The 16,187-nt window shown below is 49.8% G+C and carries 19 protein-coding genes; 15 read left to right on the forward strand and 4 right to left on the reverse strand.

What is annotated here, in order from left to right; genetic code table 11:
• The first annotated feature begins 89 nt into the window (after positions 1-89).
• The 4 genes from CPZ25_RS02500 to CPZ25_RS02515 are packed head-to-tail and all read left to right on the forward strand — an operon-like array spanning position 90 to position 5,181.
• A complete protein-coding gene (locus tag CPZ25_RS02500; RefSeq protein ID WP_002569179.1) occupies positions 90-3,653 on the forward strand; it encodes a YodL domain-containing protein in 3,564 nt (1,187 codons plus the stop codon).
• Positions 3,654-3,656: 3 nt separating this feature from the next.
• The gene (locus tag CPZ25_RS02505; protein WP_002569180.1) at positions 3,657-4,610 is read left to right on the forward strand and encodes a hypothetical protein; all 954 of its coding nucleotides are present in this window, start codon (positions 3,657-3,659) and stop codon (positions 4,608-4,610) included.
• A gap of 2 nt (positions 4,611-4,612) precedes the next feature.
• The gene (locus CPZ25_RS02510; RefSeq protein ID WP_002569181.1) at positions 4,613-4,819 is read left to right on the forward strand and encodes a transposon-transfer assisting family protein; all 207 of its coding nucleotides are present in this window, start codon (positions 4,613-4,615) and stop codon (positions 4,817-4,819) included.
• Positions 4,816-5,181, forward strand: coding sequence for a cysteine-rich VLP domain-containing protein (locus tag CPZ25_RS02515; RefSeq protein ID WP_002569182.1), 366 nt, complete (start codon positions 4,816-4,818; stop codon positions 5,179-5,181). The genes CPZ25_RS02510 and CPZ25_RS02515 overlap by 4 nt, the downstream gene beginning before the upstream one ends.
• 177 nt (positions 5,182-5,358) lie before the next feature.
• On the opposite strand, the gene CPZ25_RS02520 is transcribed toward CPZ25_RS02515, so the two are convergent.
• From CPZ25_RS02520 to CPZ25_RS02535, 4 genes are all read right to left on the reverse strand, one after another.
• On the reverse strand, positions 5,359-5,610 hold the full coding sequence (locus CPZ25_RS02520) for a helix-turn-helix domain-containing protein (RefSeq protein WP_002569183.1): 252 nt from the start codon (positions 5,608-5,610) through the stop codon (positions 5,359-5,361).
• Positions 5,611-5,673: 63 nt separating this feature from the next.
• A complete protein-coding gene (locus CPZ25_RS02525; RefSeq protein ID WP_002569184.1) occupies positions 5,674-7,020 on the reverse strand; it encodes a relaxase/mobilization nuclease domain-containing protein in 1,347 nt (448 codons plus the stop codon).
• Positions 6,981-7,310, reverse strand: coding sequence for a plasmid mobilization protein (locus tag CPZ25_RS02530; protein ID WP_002569185.1), 330 nt, complete (start codon positions 7,308-7,310; stop codon positions 6,981-6,983). The genes CPZ25_RS02525 and CPZ25_RS02530 overlap by 40 nt, the downstream gene beginning before the upstream one ends.
• 267 nt (positions 7,311-7,577) lie before the next feature.
• Entirely contained in the window at positions 7,578-7,931 is a 354-nt protein-coding gene (locus CPZ25_RS02535) for a helix-turn-helix transcriptional regulator (protein WP_002569186.1), read from the reverse strand.
• 384 nt (positions 7,932-8,315) lie between these two features.
• Between CPZ25_RS02535 and CPZ25_RS02540 the strand changes: the two genes are divergently transcribed.
• The 11 genes from CPZ25_RS02540 to CPZ25_RS02600 all read left to right on the forward strand — a co-directional run bounded on the left by CPZ25_RS02540 (position 8,316) and on the right by CPZ25_RS02600 (position 16,158).
• Positions 8,316-8,495: a cysteine-rich KTR domain-containing protein gene (locus CPZ25_RS02540; protein WP_002588768.1), complete on the forward strand. Its 180-nt coding sequence runs from the start codon at positions 8,316-8,318 to the stop codon at positions 8,493-8,495.
• A 23-nt stretch (positions 8,496-8,518) separates the two neighbouring features.
• Complete coding sequence (rlmN, locus tag CPZ25_RS02545) at positions 8,519-9,508, forward strand: 23S rRNA (adenine(2503)-C(2))-methyltransferase RlmN (protein ID WP_002569187.1); 990 nt, start codon at positions 8,519-8,521, stop codon at positions 9,506-9,508.
• 250 nt (positions 9,509-9,758) lie between these two features.
• A complete protein-coding gene (locus CPZ25_RS02550) occupies positions 9,759-9,944 on the forward strand; it encodes a hypothetical protein (RefSeq protein ID WP_009243795.1) in 186 nt (61 codons plus the stop codon).
• A gap of 101 nt (positions 9,945-10,045) precedes the next feature.
• Positions 10,046-10,486: an RNA polymerase sigma factor gene (locus CPZ25_RS02555; protein ID WP_002569188.1), complete on the forward strand. Its 441-nt coding sequence runs from the start codon at positions 10,046-10,048 to the stop codon at positions 10,484-10,486.
• A complete protein-coding gene (locus CPZ25_RS02560) occupies positions 10,467-10,727 on the forward strand; it encodes a helix-turn-helix domain-containing protein (protein ID WP_002569189.1) in 261 nt (86 codons plus the stop codon). The genes CPZ25_RS02555 and CPZ25_RS02560 overlap by 20 nt, the downstream gene beginning before the upstream one ends.
• A 417-nt stretch (positions 10,728-11,144) precedes the next feature.
• Positions 11,145-11,372, forward strand: coding sequence for a transposon-encoded TnpW family protein (locus CPZ25_RS02575; protein WP_004613661.1), 228 nt, complete (start codon positions 11,145-11,147; stop codon positions 11,370-11,372).
• Between the two features lie 100 nt (positions 11,373-11,472).
• Complete coding sequence (locus CPZ25_RS02580) at positions 11,473-13,149, forward strand: recombinase family protein (protein WP_002569190.1); 1,677 nt, start codon at positions 11,473-11,475, stop codon at positions 13,147-13,149.
• 179 nt (positions 13,150-13,328) lie between these two features.
• Complete coding sequence (locus CPZ25_RS02585) at positions 13,329-13,721, forward strand: YcbK family protein (protein WP_423245034.1); 393 nt, start codon at positions 13,329-13,331, stop codon at positions 13,719-13,721.
• A gap of 96 nt (positions 13,722-13,817) precedes the next feature.
• A complete protein-coding gene (locus CPZ25_RS02590) occupies positions 13,818-14,039 on the forward strand; it encodes a hypothetical protein (RefSeq protein ID WP_133067102.1) in 222 nt (73 codons plus the stop codon).
• Positions 14,040-14,131: 92 nt separating this feature from the next.
• Positions 14,132-14,641, forward strand: coding sequence for a nitroreductase family protein (locus tag CPZ25_RS02595; RefSeq protein WP_096920792.1), 510 nt, complete (start codon positions 14,132-14,134; stop codon positions 14,639-14,641).
• Between the two features lie 188 nt (positions 14,642-14,829).
• Positions 14,830-16,158, forward strand: coding sequence for a PocR ligand-binding domain-containing protein (locus tag CPZ25_RS02600; RefSeq protein ID WP_096920793.1), 1,329 nt, complete (start codon positions 14,830-14,832; stop codon positions 16,156-16,158).
• Positions 16,159-16,187: the final 29 nt, after the last annotated feature.

A 16,187-nucleotide genomic window follows, 5' to 3' on the forward strand; every position in this document is an offset into this window, starting at 1 on the left:
AATTGTTGGCATAACGCACAGCCCACCGTAGTACGGGGCGAACCCCAAAAGCGCGGCGGTGCGCCGCCATTTCAGAAAGGAGCGAATGAATGGAAAAGAAAAAAGGTTACTCCATGTTTGAGCGTGACAAGTTAGACCCGGCTGACAGTATGCGGATAGAGCGAAATATTTATTTTGAGGAACAGACCGCTGACCTTTCCGGGCTTACCGCCCTGCCCTTAGAACAGTTACAGGCATTGCGGGAAGAATACGCGGCGGCTGAACAGGCAGCTTTTGAAGCCTTGCAAGAACAGGCGGCGGCATGGGACGAACAGGCGGGAAAGACCCTTGCCATTGACAAAGCCATTGAGTATGTGAGGACACCCGAAGCTACGCATACCGCGAACCAGTGGGAAGCTACGGACTACGGGAAGCACATCAGCAACCGCGTCTACCAAATGCGCTACCACATATCCGAGAATACCCGGTATGACAGGGAAAAAGAGAAATCCATTCCCTATTCGTGGACGCTTTCATGGAGTATTTACACCAACAGCCCCCACAATTACGGACAGGCAAAAATCGCCGGACAGGAAAGGAAAGTCTTTGCAGACAAGGCAGCTATGGAAAAATATCTGAATGGGCGTATCAAAGCCTATCAGCATTTATTCACCGAGGTATCGCCGCCTATCCCGCCAGAGTATGCAGAGCATTTCAAAGTAAACGGGCAGCTTTTACCGGGCTATGCTATCGAGGGCGAGGAACGGGCGCAGCCTACCGCTGAAAAAGCAGCCCCCACCACAGCAGAGCCGCCACAGGACACCGAACAGAGAAAGGAGCGTGAAACCATAAACGAGCAGTTTTCAATTCTTATCGACAGCCGCAGCCGCTTTGAAACAGGCAAACCGGGCGGCGTGTGGCTTCCCATGCCGACCACAACAGAGCAGCTTCATGCGGCTATGGAAAGCGTCGGCATTACCGCAGACAATCCGCAGGATTTTTTCATCAACGGGTATTCTTCTACGGAGGACTGCCCCTTTGACTTGCCGCTTTCCGTTATCCAAAGCGCAAGCATGGACGAGCTGAATTATTTTGGAAAACTTCTGGAAATGCAGAGTGACGGGGACAAGGATAAATTTGCGGCGGCGGTTACACATGGCGAGTATGCCGGAAGCATGAAAGACCTTATCAACCTTGCACAAAACCTTGACTGTTACTGGCTCTATCCCACTGTCCGCAGCGAAGAAGATTACGGTTATTATCTTATCGACGAACTGGACGAGCTGGAGCTTCCCGAAGAAGCAAAGAAATATTTCAAGTATGAAGAATACGGGCGGGACGCAGTTAGCAAGGATAAGGGGCAGTTTACCGAACAGGGCTATATCTATAACAATCAGAACACCTTTACCGAATGGTATCGGGGAACGGAAAACGAGATACCCAAAGAATACCGCGTTATGAGCTTCCCACAGCCGGAACGCGGCGGACAGGACAAGACCTTTATGGACGCAGCCGCCACAGAGCAGACCGCCCGAACCGCCGCAGAGCAGCCACAGGAGCCGCACCCGGTTATCCCTATCGTGCTGACAGCCGGGAAGCCCGCCGAGAAATTAAAAGAGATTACCGACCGTCTGGAACAGGGCATTACGGAACTCTTTGACAGCGAGCGTTACAAGGAATATCTGAAAGTCATGTCAAAATTCCATAATTACAGCTTCCGAAACACCGTCCTTATCGCCATGCAGAAGCCGGACGCTTCCCTTTTGGCGGGCTTTTCCGCTTGGAAGAACAACTTTGAGCGAAATGTGATGAGAGGGCAAAAGGGAATTAAAATCATTGCCCCGTCGCCCTATAAAATCAAACAGGAAATGCAGAAAATCGACCCGCACACGCAGAAGCCCATAATCGGCAAGGACGGAAAGCCCGTCACCGAGGAAAAGGAAATCACCATACCCGCCTACAAGGTGGTATCCGTCTTTGACGTTTCCCAGACCGAGGGAAAGGAACTGCCGGACATTGCCGTTGACGAACTGACAGGCGACGTTGACCGCTATAAGGACTTTTTCGCAGCCCTTGAAAAGACTTCCCCCGTTCCTATCGCCTTTGAGAATATCGAGGGCGGCTCTCATGGCTACTACCACTTGGAGGACAAGCGCATTGCTATCAACGAGGGCATGAGCGAATTACAGACCTTAAAGACCGCCATTCACGAAATCGCCCATGCGAAGCTGCACGACATTGACCTCAACGCGCCAAAGGACGAGCAACCCCGCGTTGACCGCCGCACCCGCGAAGTCGAAGCGGAAAGCGTCGCCTATACCGTCTGCCAACATTACGGGCTTGACACGTCGGACTATTCTTTCGGCTATGTCGCCGGGTGGAGCAGCGGGCGGGAGCTGTCCGAGCTGAAAAGCTCCCTTGAAACGATACGCAGCGCAGCCGCCGAGATTATCAATTCCATAGACGCGAATTTTGCGGAGCTGCAAAAGGCACAGGACAAGGAGCAGACCGCCGGACAGGAGCAGCCCACCAGAGAGGGACAAGAAGCCGCGCCACAGCCGGAAGCCCCGAAAAAAGCAGATACAGCCGGGAAAGAAAAGCCGGAAGCAGCCCCGAAAGAAGCCTTTACCCCGGAAACGATTTACAGAGTGCGCCGGAACCCTTACAGCGACAGCCGGGAAAACAGCCACCTCTTGCAAGCCTATGTGACACAGGAGAACGGGCGGGCGAAAATGGGCGACGTGCTTTATACGGGAACGCCGGAGAAATGCCGCGAGCTTATGGGGCAGCTCAAAAGCGGCGAGCTGACCGAGGGCGACGTAAAGCAGCTTTACGCAAAGGCACAGGAAACGGCGCAGACCACCGGACAGGACAAGGACACCTTTTCCATTTACCAGATAAAGGGCGGGGACGAAACAAGGGACTTCCGCTTTGAGCCTTACGACCGCCTGCAGGCGGCGGGAAATGTGGTTGATAAAGCGAACTATGAGCTTGTCTATTCCGCGCCCCTTGCGCCGGAAACTTCCCTTGAAGATATTTATACCCGCTTCAATATCGACCACCCAAAAGATTTTAAGGGACACAGCCTTTCCGTTTCGGACGTGGTAGTGCTTCATCAGAACGGACAGGACACCGCGCATTACGTTGACAGCGTAGGCTTCCGGCAAGTGCCGGAGTTTTTACAGGAGCAGAAGCAGCTTACCCCGGACGAGCTGACAACGGGCGAAACAATCCAGACACCGAGGGGGACTTTCCATGTGACCGCCATGAGCCGGGAGCAGATAGAAGCCGCCGGATATGGCTTTCACCACCAGTCGGACGACGGAAAGTATCTGATTATGGGGAACGGGACGCGGGCGTTTGCTGTTGCCGCAGAGCAGCCGGAAAAGGCAAACCCCTTGAAGCATATCGAGGACACCGTAGAGCAGAACGACAACAACTTTGACGGTATCATCAACAACACCCCTACCGTTGACGAACTGGAAGCAAAGGTTAAGGCGGGAGAAACAATTTCCCTTGTTGACCTGGCTAACGCGGTCAAAGCCGACAAAGAGCGCGGCAAGGAAGCGAAGCCGGAAAAGAAGCCCTCTATCCGGGCGCAGCTTAGGGCTGACAAGGAAAAGGCGCAGAAGAAAAACGCAAAGCAGAAATTACAGGATTTGGAAAGGAGCTGACCCATGCCGAAACAGAGTAAATTTGAGAACGTGGATTTGTTCGCTTCCCTCAATGCGGTTATGAAGCAGAACACAGGCTTTTACCAGAGCGACTTGGAGATTGACAAGGAGATTATCGCAAAGGCGGCGGCAAGCCCCCGCAAGGAGGACAAGACCCTTTTGTGGTTCTGCCGCCCGTCCGGGACGCATTGCTTCCGGGAGCGCGACGTTTTCCTCAAAGACACCGCGCCCCACAACACATGGCGTTTCTACATGGAGCAGACGAGCGACCGCGTCCTTGCCTATGCAATCGAGCTAACGGGGACGGAGCGCGGGAAAATCAAGGGCAATCTGTACGAACTGGACTACGCTAAACATTATGAGCGCGTCAAGGAAAAGGAGCTGCCCGCCGATACGGTGAAGCTGATTTATGAGCATGGGGAACGGGAGATACCCGCCGGACAGTTTTTCAACGGCAATCCCGATTATGAGCTTGGAAAGTTTGAACGCTTTGAAGCCGTACCCAACGACCCGGACGCGCTGCAATCGCTCTTACAGGAAGAACGGCGCAGCCGGGAGCAGCTTCCGCCGGGGGATTTCAAGGCGCATATCGCCGCATTGCGGGACGGGCTGATTGAAACGGAAGCGCGGCGCATTGTACGGGAAATGAAGCGGCACGACACGCCGAACAGCCCCAACAAGACCCATTTCATGGTAGAGCTTTCCCCGGCGTTCATGCAGCTTGCAGCCACAAAGGACACTGACCGCCTTTTCTCCATGCTGCCCTACAAGACCCTTGCCTTTTCCAAAATCGAGGGCAGACATGGGACGTATGCGCTGATTGACAAGGGGGAGAACCGGGACAGGAAGATAAGGAAGCCCCGCCCCTCTATCCGGGCGCAGCTTAAAGCAGACAAGGCAAAGACCGCCCCGAAAAAGGCGGCGGCAAAAACAAAAAATCACGATATGGAGGTATGAGCATGATTAGACTGACTGTTGAAGAAACAAACCTTTTGAGCATTTACAACGAGGGCGGCAAGCGGGCTTTGATTGAGAATGTCAACGCCGCGCTGCCCTACATGGACGCGGATATGCGGGAGCTTGCAAAGCGCACCCTTTCCAAAGTGGACGCTTTGACCGAAGCGGAATTTGCAGAGCTTCCCATTTACGCCGCTGATGAAGTATGAACGGGGTTAAGCGGCTGACGCCGCCCCAGAGCCGGAAAGTCAACGCCCTTGTGCGCCGGACGTGCTGCAATTATGATAACGGGAACTGTATCTTACTGGACGACGGGGACGAGTGCGTTTGTCCGCAGCTCATTTCCTATTCGCTTCTCTGCAAGTGGTTCCGGGCTGCGGTGCTTCCCGCCGACAGGCTACTCTATGCGGAGCTTTACCAGACAGGGGACAAGAAGAAGTGTACCGAGTGCGGCGCGTTCTTTGCGTCAACCTCTAACAGTGTCAAATACTGCCCCGTCTGCCGGAAGCGTATCACCCGCAGACAAGCTGCCGAGCGCATGAGGAAAAGACGCACCCCTGTTACGCAGTAGGTGCGGAAAATCCCTTGATTTACAGGGCTTTCCGGGCGTGAAAATCGGATAGGCGATACTTTATACCTTTACCCCCGAAAATGGCGTTCTACTGCGTAACATTCACGAAAACAGCACCCATAAAAAGACAGGGCGCGGAAGTCATATACTGGCTTCCGCGCCCTGTTCTTTTTTTGCCTATCTGACATTTCCCTTTTCCATTTCTTCAAGCGGGAACTGCGGGAGGGCTTCTATCAGCTTCTTTGTGATAGACTGGCGCATATCTTCGTTGATTTCCTGTTTCGTGCTTCCGTCTGGCTGTCTGACCGCTACCGTCGATAGCCTGTCGATTTCGTCCTTGTAGCAATCCACGACTTTCTCCACCGCCCATTTCTCCCCGGCAACGGCGGCGCGTATGGTTTCATATTCCGGCATTTTCTGGTTTTCCATGCTCAACGCTCCTCTGCTTTTTGATAGCCCTATCATAGCACAGCGGCGGGGATTTTGCTATCCTTATCCGCGTTCTGTTTCCTTTTCCCGTTCCGGCTGTCTGTCTGCCTGTAAAATGCTGTCAATGTTCTGCTTGATAATATCATATTCCCGGACTTTCTTTTTCAATTTTCCATAGTCGGCGTAAAGGGCTTCTTTCTGCGCTTGGAGGGCTTCATACTCCGATTGCAGCGCGGCGAGGTTCGGGAGCTTCGCAATGCCCGCCGCTTTCAGTGACCTTACGGCGGCTTCATGGAGGATAATTGCCTGTTCCTGTCCGGCGCGGTACTTCTCCCTGTTCCTTGCCTTGCGGTATGCGTCATAGACAGGCTTTGTCTTTTGATAGGTGGAAACATTCTTGATAAGCACCGCCATTTCCGCAAGCCGCTTTTCGGCGTTCTTCAATGCGTCTGCCGCCTGTCCGCTTTCCGCTGCCATTTCCTCAATCCGGCTGACTAAATCCGCGTACTGCTCAATCTTATGTTCCGTCAAGAAATTCATTGTTTTAGCTGCCTGTTTCAGATTGTGGATTTTCGCCCACTGTTCATAGCCCTTACTCTGCGCTGCCTTGATACTGTTCTCAATGTCGATAAGCAGCGACACGCCGCGCTGCTCTCTGGGAGCTTTCGCCACCTTTGTCCGTCTGCCCGCTATCCGTTCCCTTACGGCTTCCTCTGTATAGTCTGCGCCGAGGGTTTTAAGGCGGGTGAAGCGTTCCTGTCCGGGGGCGCGGCATGATACATATTTCCCCGGCTTTATCTCATAGCCCGCCGCCTGTAACCGCGTTAGCAATTCCTCAAAACTGGAAACTTGGGGGATAAGCGCGTCAACAGTGGTTTTCAGCTTGCCTTTCCAACTTGTACCCGTCTTTTCTGCCTGGTACTCCGCATAGCTCTTTCCCTTGCTGCCCTTGCCGGGGACGACAACGGACAAGCCATTTTCCCGGCACAGCTTGTCGCTCATGTTCCGTATGCCGTAATAGCTCCTTTTGTTGGAATTGTATTTATGGTGGTCTACAAAGTTCACCGCGCAAAAAATGATATGGTTATGGACGTGTCCTTTGTCAATGTGCGTCGTGAGTACATACTCATGCTGCCCCTTTGTTACCGCGTCGGCAAGCTGCTTTCCGATTTCATGGGCTTTCTGATAATCGACTTCCCCCGGCTCAAAGGACTGTATCAGATGAAAGGCTAAATTGTTCCCCTTTTGGAGTGCTTGCGACAGGGTATATTCAAACTCAATATCTGCCGTTTCATAGGAGCAACCGAAAGAGGACACAAGCATTTTCCCGTCCGTCTTGTCCGGGTTTTCGATATAGTCAAGGGCTTTGCTTAGAGTGCTTTTAATAGGCTTAATCTTTGTAACCGCCATATCTCCGCAAGCACCCCCTTTATTTCCTCTATGTCCTCTTGGTATGCGTTCCCCGTCGCGTTTACGCGGCGTGCTATCTGGTTGACGTTGACACCGATTTTCTGTATCTCTGCGGTCATAGCCTTTATATCGGCGTGGTCTATCTGAATGATATACCCGTCAATGGCAATCTTCCGCAGATACGCCGCCATGTTCCGGGTGGGTACGAGCTTCATTTTTTCCAGTATTAAATCCCGTTCCGCTTCCGTCACTCTGAATTTGATTTGCACTGTCCTTTTGCGTCCGTCCATGTGTTCGCTCCTTTCCTTTCCGTTCCGAGGGTTTGGGACACTTCCCAACAAGCAATTTTCAACCGACGCGCCGCAGCGCGGGAGGGCGAAAATACGGAAGTGGTACCCGCTTCCTATGCTTGCTACGAATGTTTTTATCCTTTAGGCTCTTATCACCTACTACGGAGAAAAAGCGATTTTGCCAAACTTACGCAAAAGAAAAACGCTGCAACCTCAAAAAAGATTACAACGCTTTCTAAATCCTGTTCAGTTTTAAGTCGGACATTCCTATTCGCCCTCTTTTTCGACTTCGGAAATCTCCTTTGCCGTTGCGGTTACAATCCGTATGCCTGTATCGCTCATACCGTCAAGAAGCGCGTCAAGCTGCCGCCGCTGCGTGTTCTTCTCCGGCGGCGTTTCTAAAAGGAATTGGTCTACGGATATATGGTAACGCTGTATCAGCTCAAAGAATATCTGTAAACTTGGGTGCTGCCCCTTGTTCTCAATGTTCGCAAGGTAGCGCGGCGAGATAAACATTTCGTCGCCTACTTTCTTGCGGCTCTCCTTGCATCCCTCACGCGCTGCCTTTATCGCTGCCCCAAAAGCCTTAAAGTCGTATCGTGGTACTGGTCTTTTTGCCATAGTTATTCACCCTATTACATTTTACTGTTCCCCTTTCTTCTTGGATATGTCTACGTAGTTCTATCAGTTAGCCAAAATAATTCATATATATATATGTTGACAACAAGCTGCTTTTGTATATAATATTATATAAAAGGGGGGGAATGTTTATGTTACATAGCATGCGTATTCGATAAGCATTGAAATCAAAAAAGATTTTTCCCATTTTCAATATGGGCTTTTTTGTCATGCTTATTTTGCGTATGCTATACAACAAAACTAACGACGTATAGACATAGTATAAAAACTATGCCTTAATTTTGTTGTAGTATTATATGTATAAATGCAGGTCAATGCTCATGTTGAGAATTGACCTGCATTTTTTTGCGCAAAAGGAGAAATATTATGCTTGAAAAATATTGGATAAAATGTCCAATTTGTAACGGAAAGACGAGGGTTCAAGTATTTTATAATACGGTATTAAGAAATTTTCCTCTTTTCTGCCCTAAATGTAAATTAACGCATATCGTTGATGTTGAAAAACTAGAAATCATAATCAAAAACTCTGAAAAACAAACTTTTTAATTTTGAAAAGGAAGGATATTTAAATGAAACACTTACCTAAAAGTACACCTACGGAAATATTGAATGACCCATACGGATTTACTTACAAAGAAATGTCGGAAGTAATTGGAGAGGATAAAGCAAGAGCCTTATATACGGAATTGTATAAACAGCCATTTCACAAAGAAAATCTATCAATATCAACAAAAAAAGTCTATAAAAGTAGCGATACTGAAAAGTATGTTTATGAATTGAAAGATAACAGGTATATTGAAACGGTTTTTATTAAACGGCGAGATGGTGGGACTGTTTGCGTAAGTACGCAAGTTGGTTGTTCTGTTGGCTGTATTTTTTGTGAGTCCGGACGCAATGGTTTTGTTCGTAATCTAACACCGTCTGAAATTGTGCAGCAGGTTGTATTGATACGTCAAAAAGTAAATCGTATCGTTTTTATGGGAATGGGAGAACCTTTATTCAATTACGACAACTTGATTGCAGCAATCCATATTCTTCGAGATAGAAATGGACTTAACTTTCCAACCGACGGCATTACCGTATCAACAGTTGGTCCAGTTAATCAATTAAAAAAATTGCGCGAAGAACATCTAAAAATTCAGTTGACAATATCTTTACATGCAGCAACACAGGCTGCGAGAAACTGTATCATTCCTCATATGCACATGTACGCTATTGAAGATGTTGTTAAGCAAGCATTGTCCTATTCTCAAAGGCATAATCGAAAAGTGGTATTTGCGTATTTGCTTTTACCAGGTATAAATGACCGTTCCTCAGATATAAGGCAACTTGCAAAATGGTTTAAGGGCAAAAATGTTATGATTAACGTGCTGCAATACAACCCGACGAGTAATTCAAAAATTAGAGCACCACAAAAACAAGAAATGGTTGCGTTCAAACATCAATTAGAGCAAACAGGACTTGAAGTTACCATGAGAGTTTCTCATGGTAGAGAGATTAAAGCAGCTTGTGGACAGTTAGCTAATACATATAATAAAGCCAAAAAACAACAGAAATAATTTAATTAAAAGAGCCAGACGCACAGACGCAGAGCCGATAATATGCAGTTTGAAATACTGCTGTTATCGGCTCTTTTTTGATTTTAATTTGTGCCCCTAATAACCATATTGGAGCAAAATCAGAACTGTTGCTTGTCGTTCTTTGATTTCCGCAGCAGCTTTGAAAAATCAAAGCCGCCGTTTCTTTTTATCTTCTAATGAAATGACGCGGTATCACTGTTGAAATCGGCGGCTAAAGGAGGTAGCCGCCATGAAGCAAAAAGCATATCGACAAAATCCGACAGTTATTGACTTATCAAAAAAAGCCCGCCCACCACCGGGGGAAACTACGCTTATATATATGAACTGTCTAATCATCTGGATACTGCTTACAATGCCTATGCGCCCGTCCGGGCTTTTCGGACGGGCGCATTTTGTACGTTCAAAAAATTTTTGAAGAAATTTCAAAAAATCTTCGGCGTTTTTGAAAAACGCCGTATTGCCCCGCGAAAAGGGGGGAAGCACCACCAACTTTCCAACGAGAAAGGAGGTGAGAATGTGGAACCTAATAGCAGGGAGTTTTACAAACAGTGTGCTTTTCAGAAGTTTTGTAATACGGTATTGCACAATGAAGCTTGCGACACCCATAGAGAACTTCGCAGACACAAGGCAAAGGAAGTGACCTTTTCCGACATGACCTTAGACGAAGCGCGGCAGCTTCATACGTTTGATGAATATTTCAAACGTGAAGCCGCCGAAACCGTCTTTGAGAAAGCCGGGAAGAAAATCACGCCAAAGCTGCTTCTTGAAGCAATCCGTACTTTGCCGGAAGAAAAGCGCAAAGCCATATTGCTGTATTACTTCGAGGGAATGAACGATACCGAGATTGCGGAGCTGTTCAACACGTCGAGAAGCACGATACAGTACAGGCGGACAAGCTCTTTTGAGAAATTAAGAAAATATCTGGAGGAAAATGCTGATGAATGGGACGAATGGTAACGAACCCGGCTACCCGGAAAATGCCCTTGTTCCTTATCCTGTCATTGTGGCAGCGACAAAGGGCGACCCGGACGCCATGAAGATTGTCTTGCAGCATTTCAGCGGCTACATAGCCCGCCTCTCCATGCGGAAGCTGTACGACGAGCGCGGGAACGTCTATTTTGGCGTAGACCACGACATTCGGGAACGGCTGCAAGCAAAACTGATGATGGCTGTCCTCACCTTTAAGGCAGAGGAATAAACCGCAGCGGCGGCGGGACGCTTTCTCTCTCCCCCTTTTCCGTTCCGCTGCTGACGCGGCAGCAAAGCCATTCTGAACCTTGACAAAGAAAGCGGCGCAAGATAACGGCGGCGCAGCATAGGGCAAATCGGATACGTTCCTTTTGCGCCGAGCCATACGGCGGGTGCGCCATGACGCTATCCGGGTGAGGTTATCCCCGCCCGGACAGCCGAGCGACCAACACCGCGCCGGAAAGCAAGTGTAGCGGCTTGCGGGCGACGACACGCAGAATATACAATGATACTTCCTTACAGCCACAGTCCGAGCGTTAAGAGCGTCGCAGGCAATGGGTAGGGCGGCATGAGAACCATGCCGGGGTGAAATTCCCATGAGGTTATGCTAATAACCGTCCGATTAAAGCCTTTGTTTTATTGAATAGTGGACTTGCTGCTATTCATAGACTATATTATATGTTTGCGAAAGAAAGGGGGATTTTCTTTGACGCAAAACCAAACGCCCGTTACCACAACGGAGCATAAAATAGGAAAAGTTACTTACCTTGTATGTTCGTCCGCAAGTGAACGCGCAACGGACACACTGGATAAAAAGATAAAAAAACTCATTCGCAAAGACATGGAACTGAACCCCGCAAACGCCCGGAAATAGGGCGTTTCTTCACATTTTATACATGACACAGGCAGCGGTATGTGGTATAATATAGACAGTACAAATACCATGCTTGTCTGTCGTCGGAAAGGAGGACAAAATGTTACAGACAGACAAGATTACCGCTTTATATTGCAGATTGAGCCAGGAAGATATGCAAGCCGGGGAAAGCGAGAGCATACAGAACCAAAAACTGATTTTACAAAAGTATGCTGACGAACACCACTTTTTCAACACGCGCTTTTTCGTAGACGACGGATTTTCCGGCGTGAGCTTTGAGCGTGAGGGGCTTCAAGCCATGCTGCATGAGGTTGAAGCCGGGAACGTGGCGACCGTCATAACAAAAGACCTTTCCCGTCTGGGACGTAATTATCTGAAAACCGGGGAGCTGATAGAGATTGTCTTTCCCGAATATGAAGTGCGCTACATTGCCATTAACGACGGTGTAGACACAGCAAGGGAAGATAACGAGTTTACCCCTCTGCGGAACTGGTTCAACGAGTTTTACGCCCGCGACACCTCAAAGAAAATCCGGGCTGTCAAACAGGCAAAGGCGCAGAAAGGCGAGCGCGTCAACGGCGAAGCTCCTTACGGCTACCTTATCGACCCGGATAACCGCAATCATCTGATACCCGACCCGGAAACGGCGCACGTCGTAAAACAGATTTTTGCAATGTATGTACGGGGCGACCGTATGTGTGAAATCCAGAACTGGCTGCGGGACAATGAAATACTGACCGTCGGGGAACTGCGCTACCGCAGGACAGGGAGCAAACGCCACCCCCGCCCACAGCTCAACGCATGGTACAACTGGCCGGATAAGACGCTGTACGACATTCTGACAAGGAAAGAATATTTAGGGCATACCATAACCGGGAAAACCTACAAGGTATCTTATAAGTCGAAAAAGACGAAAAAGAACCCGGAGGAAAAAAGGTATTTCTTCCCCAACACTCACGAACCTTTGATTGATGAAGAAACCTTTGAACTTGCACAGAAGCGGATTGCCACCCGGCAACGCCCGACAAAGGTTGATGAAATTGACCTGTTTTCCGGGCTGCTCTTTTGCGGGGACTGCGGCTACAAAATGTATGCAGTACGCGGAGCCGGGACGCTTGAACGGAAACACGCCTACACTTGCGGCAACTACCGCAACCGGGCAAGAAATGATATGCTCTGCACTACGCATTATATCCGCAAAAGCGTATTGAAAGAACTTGTCCTTGCAGACTTGCAGCGAGTAACGTCTTATGTGAAAGAGCATGAACAGGAGTTTATCGAAACAGCCAACGAGTGCAGCGCAAAGGCAGTACAAAAGACGCTGACACAGCAGCGGAAAGAGCTTGACAAGGCGCAGAACCGTATTAACGAGCTGAACATCTTATTCCGCAAGCTCTACGAGGACAACGCTTTAGGGAAACTTTCAGATGAACAATTTGCTTTTCTGACTTCCGGCTATGATGAAGAAAAAAAGACGCTGACCCGGAGGATTGCGGAGCTGTCACAGGAAATCGACAACGCCACCGAGCGCAGCGCGGACGTAAAAAGGTTTGTCGCACTGGTACGCAGATACACAGCGATTGAAGAACTGACCTACGAAAACGTCCATGAATTTATTGACCGTATTCTTATTCACGAACTGGATAAGGAAACGAACACCCGCAAAATCGAAATCTTTTATAGCTTTGTCGGCAGAGTTGATACAGGTGACAAGCCTACCGAAAGTATCTCCTATTTCAGACAGATAGGAGCCGACGTAAAGAGTTATGCTATCTAACATACATCAAAAAGAGGTAAGATAACACCCTCTGCAAAAAAGGTATCGTTATCTTACCTCAACAAATGCTGTTCCTGAAAAGCCTTAGCCCCAAAAGAGCCGAGAATCCCATCATCCCAGAGACATCACCCGCCGAGGAAACAGAACCGGCCACGCCAGAAAAGCCCGGAGAACCCGCAATGCCACCGCCTCAGGACAGCGACAGCGCACCGGCCAGCACAGAGGAGAAGGCGCCCCTCATGGCAACACCCCACTTTGCCATGGCAGAATACCAGTGTGACTGCACAGGCTATTGCGATGGCTGGCCCTGCGCCATGGCCCCCGAGCTTTTGGAGAAGATCGAAGCCCTGCGCTGTTCTTTCGGGCGTCCAGTCATCATCACCTCAGGCGTGCGGTGCGCAGCGCGCAACGAGGAGGTAGGAGGCGTCAGCTGGTCCTTTCACAAGCGGGGCTGCGCGGCAGATCTCTACTGCCCGGGAGTGAGCGTGGGCGATCTGGCCGCCGGAGCAAAGGACTGCGGGCTGAACGTGCTGCCCTACTACAGCAGTGGCTACATTCATGTGGAAATTTAATTCTTCAGAAATATTTCAGAATTTGTTCACAGAAAGATCACAATGATTTGTTATACTAAATACATACTTAGGAAATAAACCTTGGGGGTGTACGAAATGACAAAGACAAAAAAGACAGACCAGCTGACCGTCATGGTCCTCGCGCTGTTGATTTTAATGACCGCTGCCCTTGTAGGGCTGTTTCAATCCACACAGTCGCTCATTCAGAGCCATGGAAGCGCCGCCGCCTCTGCGGTGACAGCCGTTCAGACCCTGGCCGAGACGAAGCCCGCGGCAGGCAGCAGTGTCCTGGCTGAGCGCGCCTGCGATTTTATCTGAAAAAAACGGCTTAAAATTTAAAATTTTTCATTTCCTTTTTTGAATTTGGGTATATAATAGTTATAATAGCTTAACACATAGGAGGATATGATATGAACGCGATTTTTAATCGTGCCAGCGTCAGAGTCTTTAAAGACGCGCCGGTCGAAAAGGAAAAAATAGAAATGCTGTTAAAGGCAGCCATGCAGGCCCCATCCGCCGGAAACCAGCAGCCCTGGGAATTCATCGTGGTCGAGGACAAAAAAACACTGGAACAGCTGTCCGAAACCGATGCCTATGCCAAATTTGTGGCCAAGGTACCGGCAGCCATCGTGGTGCTCGGCAATACCAATGAAATGCGGTTTCCGGAACACTGGGAACAGGACCTGGGCGCAGCCTGCGAAAACATCCTGCTGGAGGCCGTGAGCCAGGAACTGGGTGCGGTATGGCTGGGAGTGGCCCCGCTTAAGGAGCGCATGGACCACATCACAAAGGTCTTTGAGCTGCCGGATAACATCCGTCCCTACGCCATCATTCCCTTTGGCTATGCCAAACGGCCCTACGAGGTGGAAGAACGGTATGACGCCGACCGGGTTCACCATGAAAAATATGGACAAAAATAAATAGAAATTTTAACAAAGCGAGCGGTAAAGGATCGGAGTGTCTTTTACCGCTTTTTCCATGCCATGAAAGAAGCACAAAATAGTACAGAAAATGACAAGAAATTTCCTATTCACAGCGCGTTTTTTGTTATATAACTATATATAGAAAGATAGCGGCAGATGAAAACGAGAAACAAGGAGGCGCAGAAATGAAAAACAGCGTGGGGAAGGAAAGCCGGAACGGGCCGGACACACGGGCGCACCTTTTGCAGCTGGTGGATAAAAATCTGTTGGTCGAGATCCTGGACGCCTTTACCAATGTGACAGGCCTGACCGCCAACATCGTGGACACAGCGGGGCGTTCCATTTTCTCAAAGGCCGACGCCCAGATCAACTGCAGCTTCTGCCAGCTGATCTGGAAGCTGGAAAAGCAGAAGGGCATCCAGCGCTGCAAGGGCGCCTACGCCCGGGCGGGCAAGCAGGCAGCCCTGTTTAACGAGCCCTATATCTTCAGGTGCCCGGGCGGTCTGGTGGAATGGGCAGCGCCCATCATCGTGGATGGTGAGCATCTGGGCAGCGTGATCTGCGGGCAGGTGCTCATGTGGGAGCCCGAGGAGTTTTTCTGGATCGAGCTGGAGGAGATGAACCGGGTGCTCACCGATGATTTTGACCCGCTGTTTAAGGCCGCCAAGGAGCTTCAGGTGGTGTCGGGTGAAAAGGTGCAGAGCGCCGCCTCGCTGCTGTCGGTCATGGCCAACTACATTGTGAATGCGGCCTGGCAGAGCATGCAGCGCAAAAAAGAGCTTGAGCTTCAGCAGACGCTCTTAAACGATGAGATCGCTACCCGCAAAAGCCTGGAGGAAAAGCTGAACAGCCAGAGCCTGAACTATTATATCGAAAAGGAAAAAAGCCTCATCGGCAAGATTAAGCTGGGCGGCCTTGACGAATGCCGCAAAATTTTTAAGGTCATGCTGGCCGATATCTTTGCCGAAGCAGGGCAGAATAACCTGGCTGTGGTCAGAGCGCGGGTCTTTGAGCTGGTGGTCGTGGTGTCCCGGGCCTCGGTGGAGGCTGGCGTCAATTCAGAAAGACCCATTGGCATCAATGCTGCCTTTATGCAGGAGCTTGGGGCCTGCTATTCGACCGAGGCTATCAACACAGCGGCGTTAAAGGTGCTGGAGCGCTATTTTAAAGAGATACAGACCAACAGCAAGTCTAAGAACCGCCTGGCCATCGAGGGCATCAAGGGCTTTATACGCAACAATTATGACCGCAACCTGACCCTTGAGGAAATCGCGGATTCGGTTTATCTGAGCCCGTACTATGTCAGCCGCATCTTTAAGGAGAGTCAGAGCATCACAGTCATGGACTATGTGACCCGGGTCAAGCTGGACGAGGCCAAGAAGATGCTGGGCAACACGCGGTACAAAATTGACGAGATTGCCATTCGGCTGGGCTACAGCGACGCGAGCTATTTCTCAAAGGTGTTCAAAAAAAACGAAGGCATGACGCCGACACAGTTCAGGCAGAGCCGGTAGGCGCGCAGAGCATGAGGAAAGGGGGGGAG

Source organism: Eubacterium maltosivorans, assembly GCF_002441855.2.
Classification (GTDB): Bacteria; Bacillota; Clostridia; order Eubacteriales; family Eubacteriaceae; genus Eubacterium; species Eubacterium maltosivorans.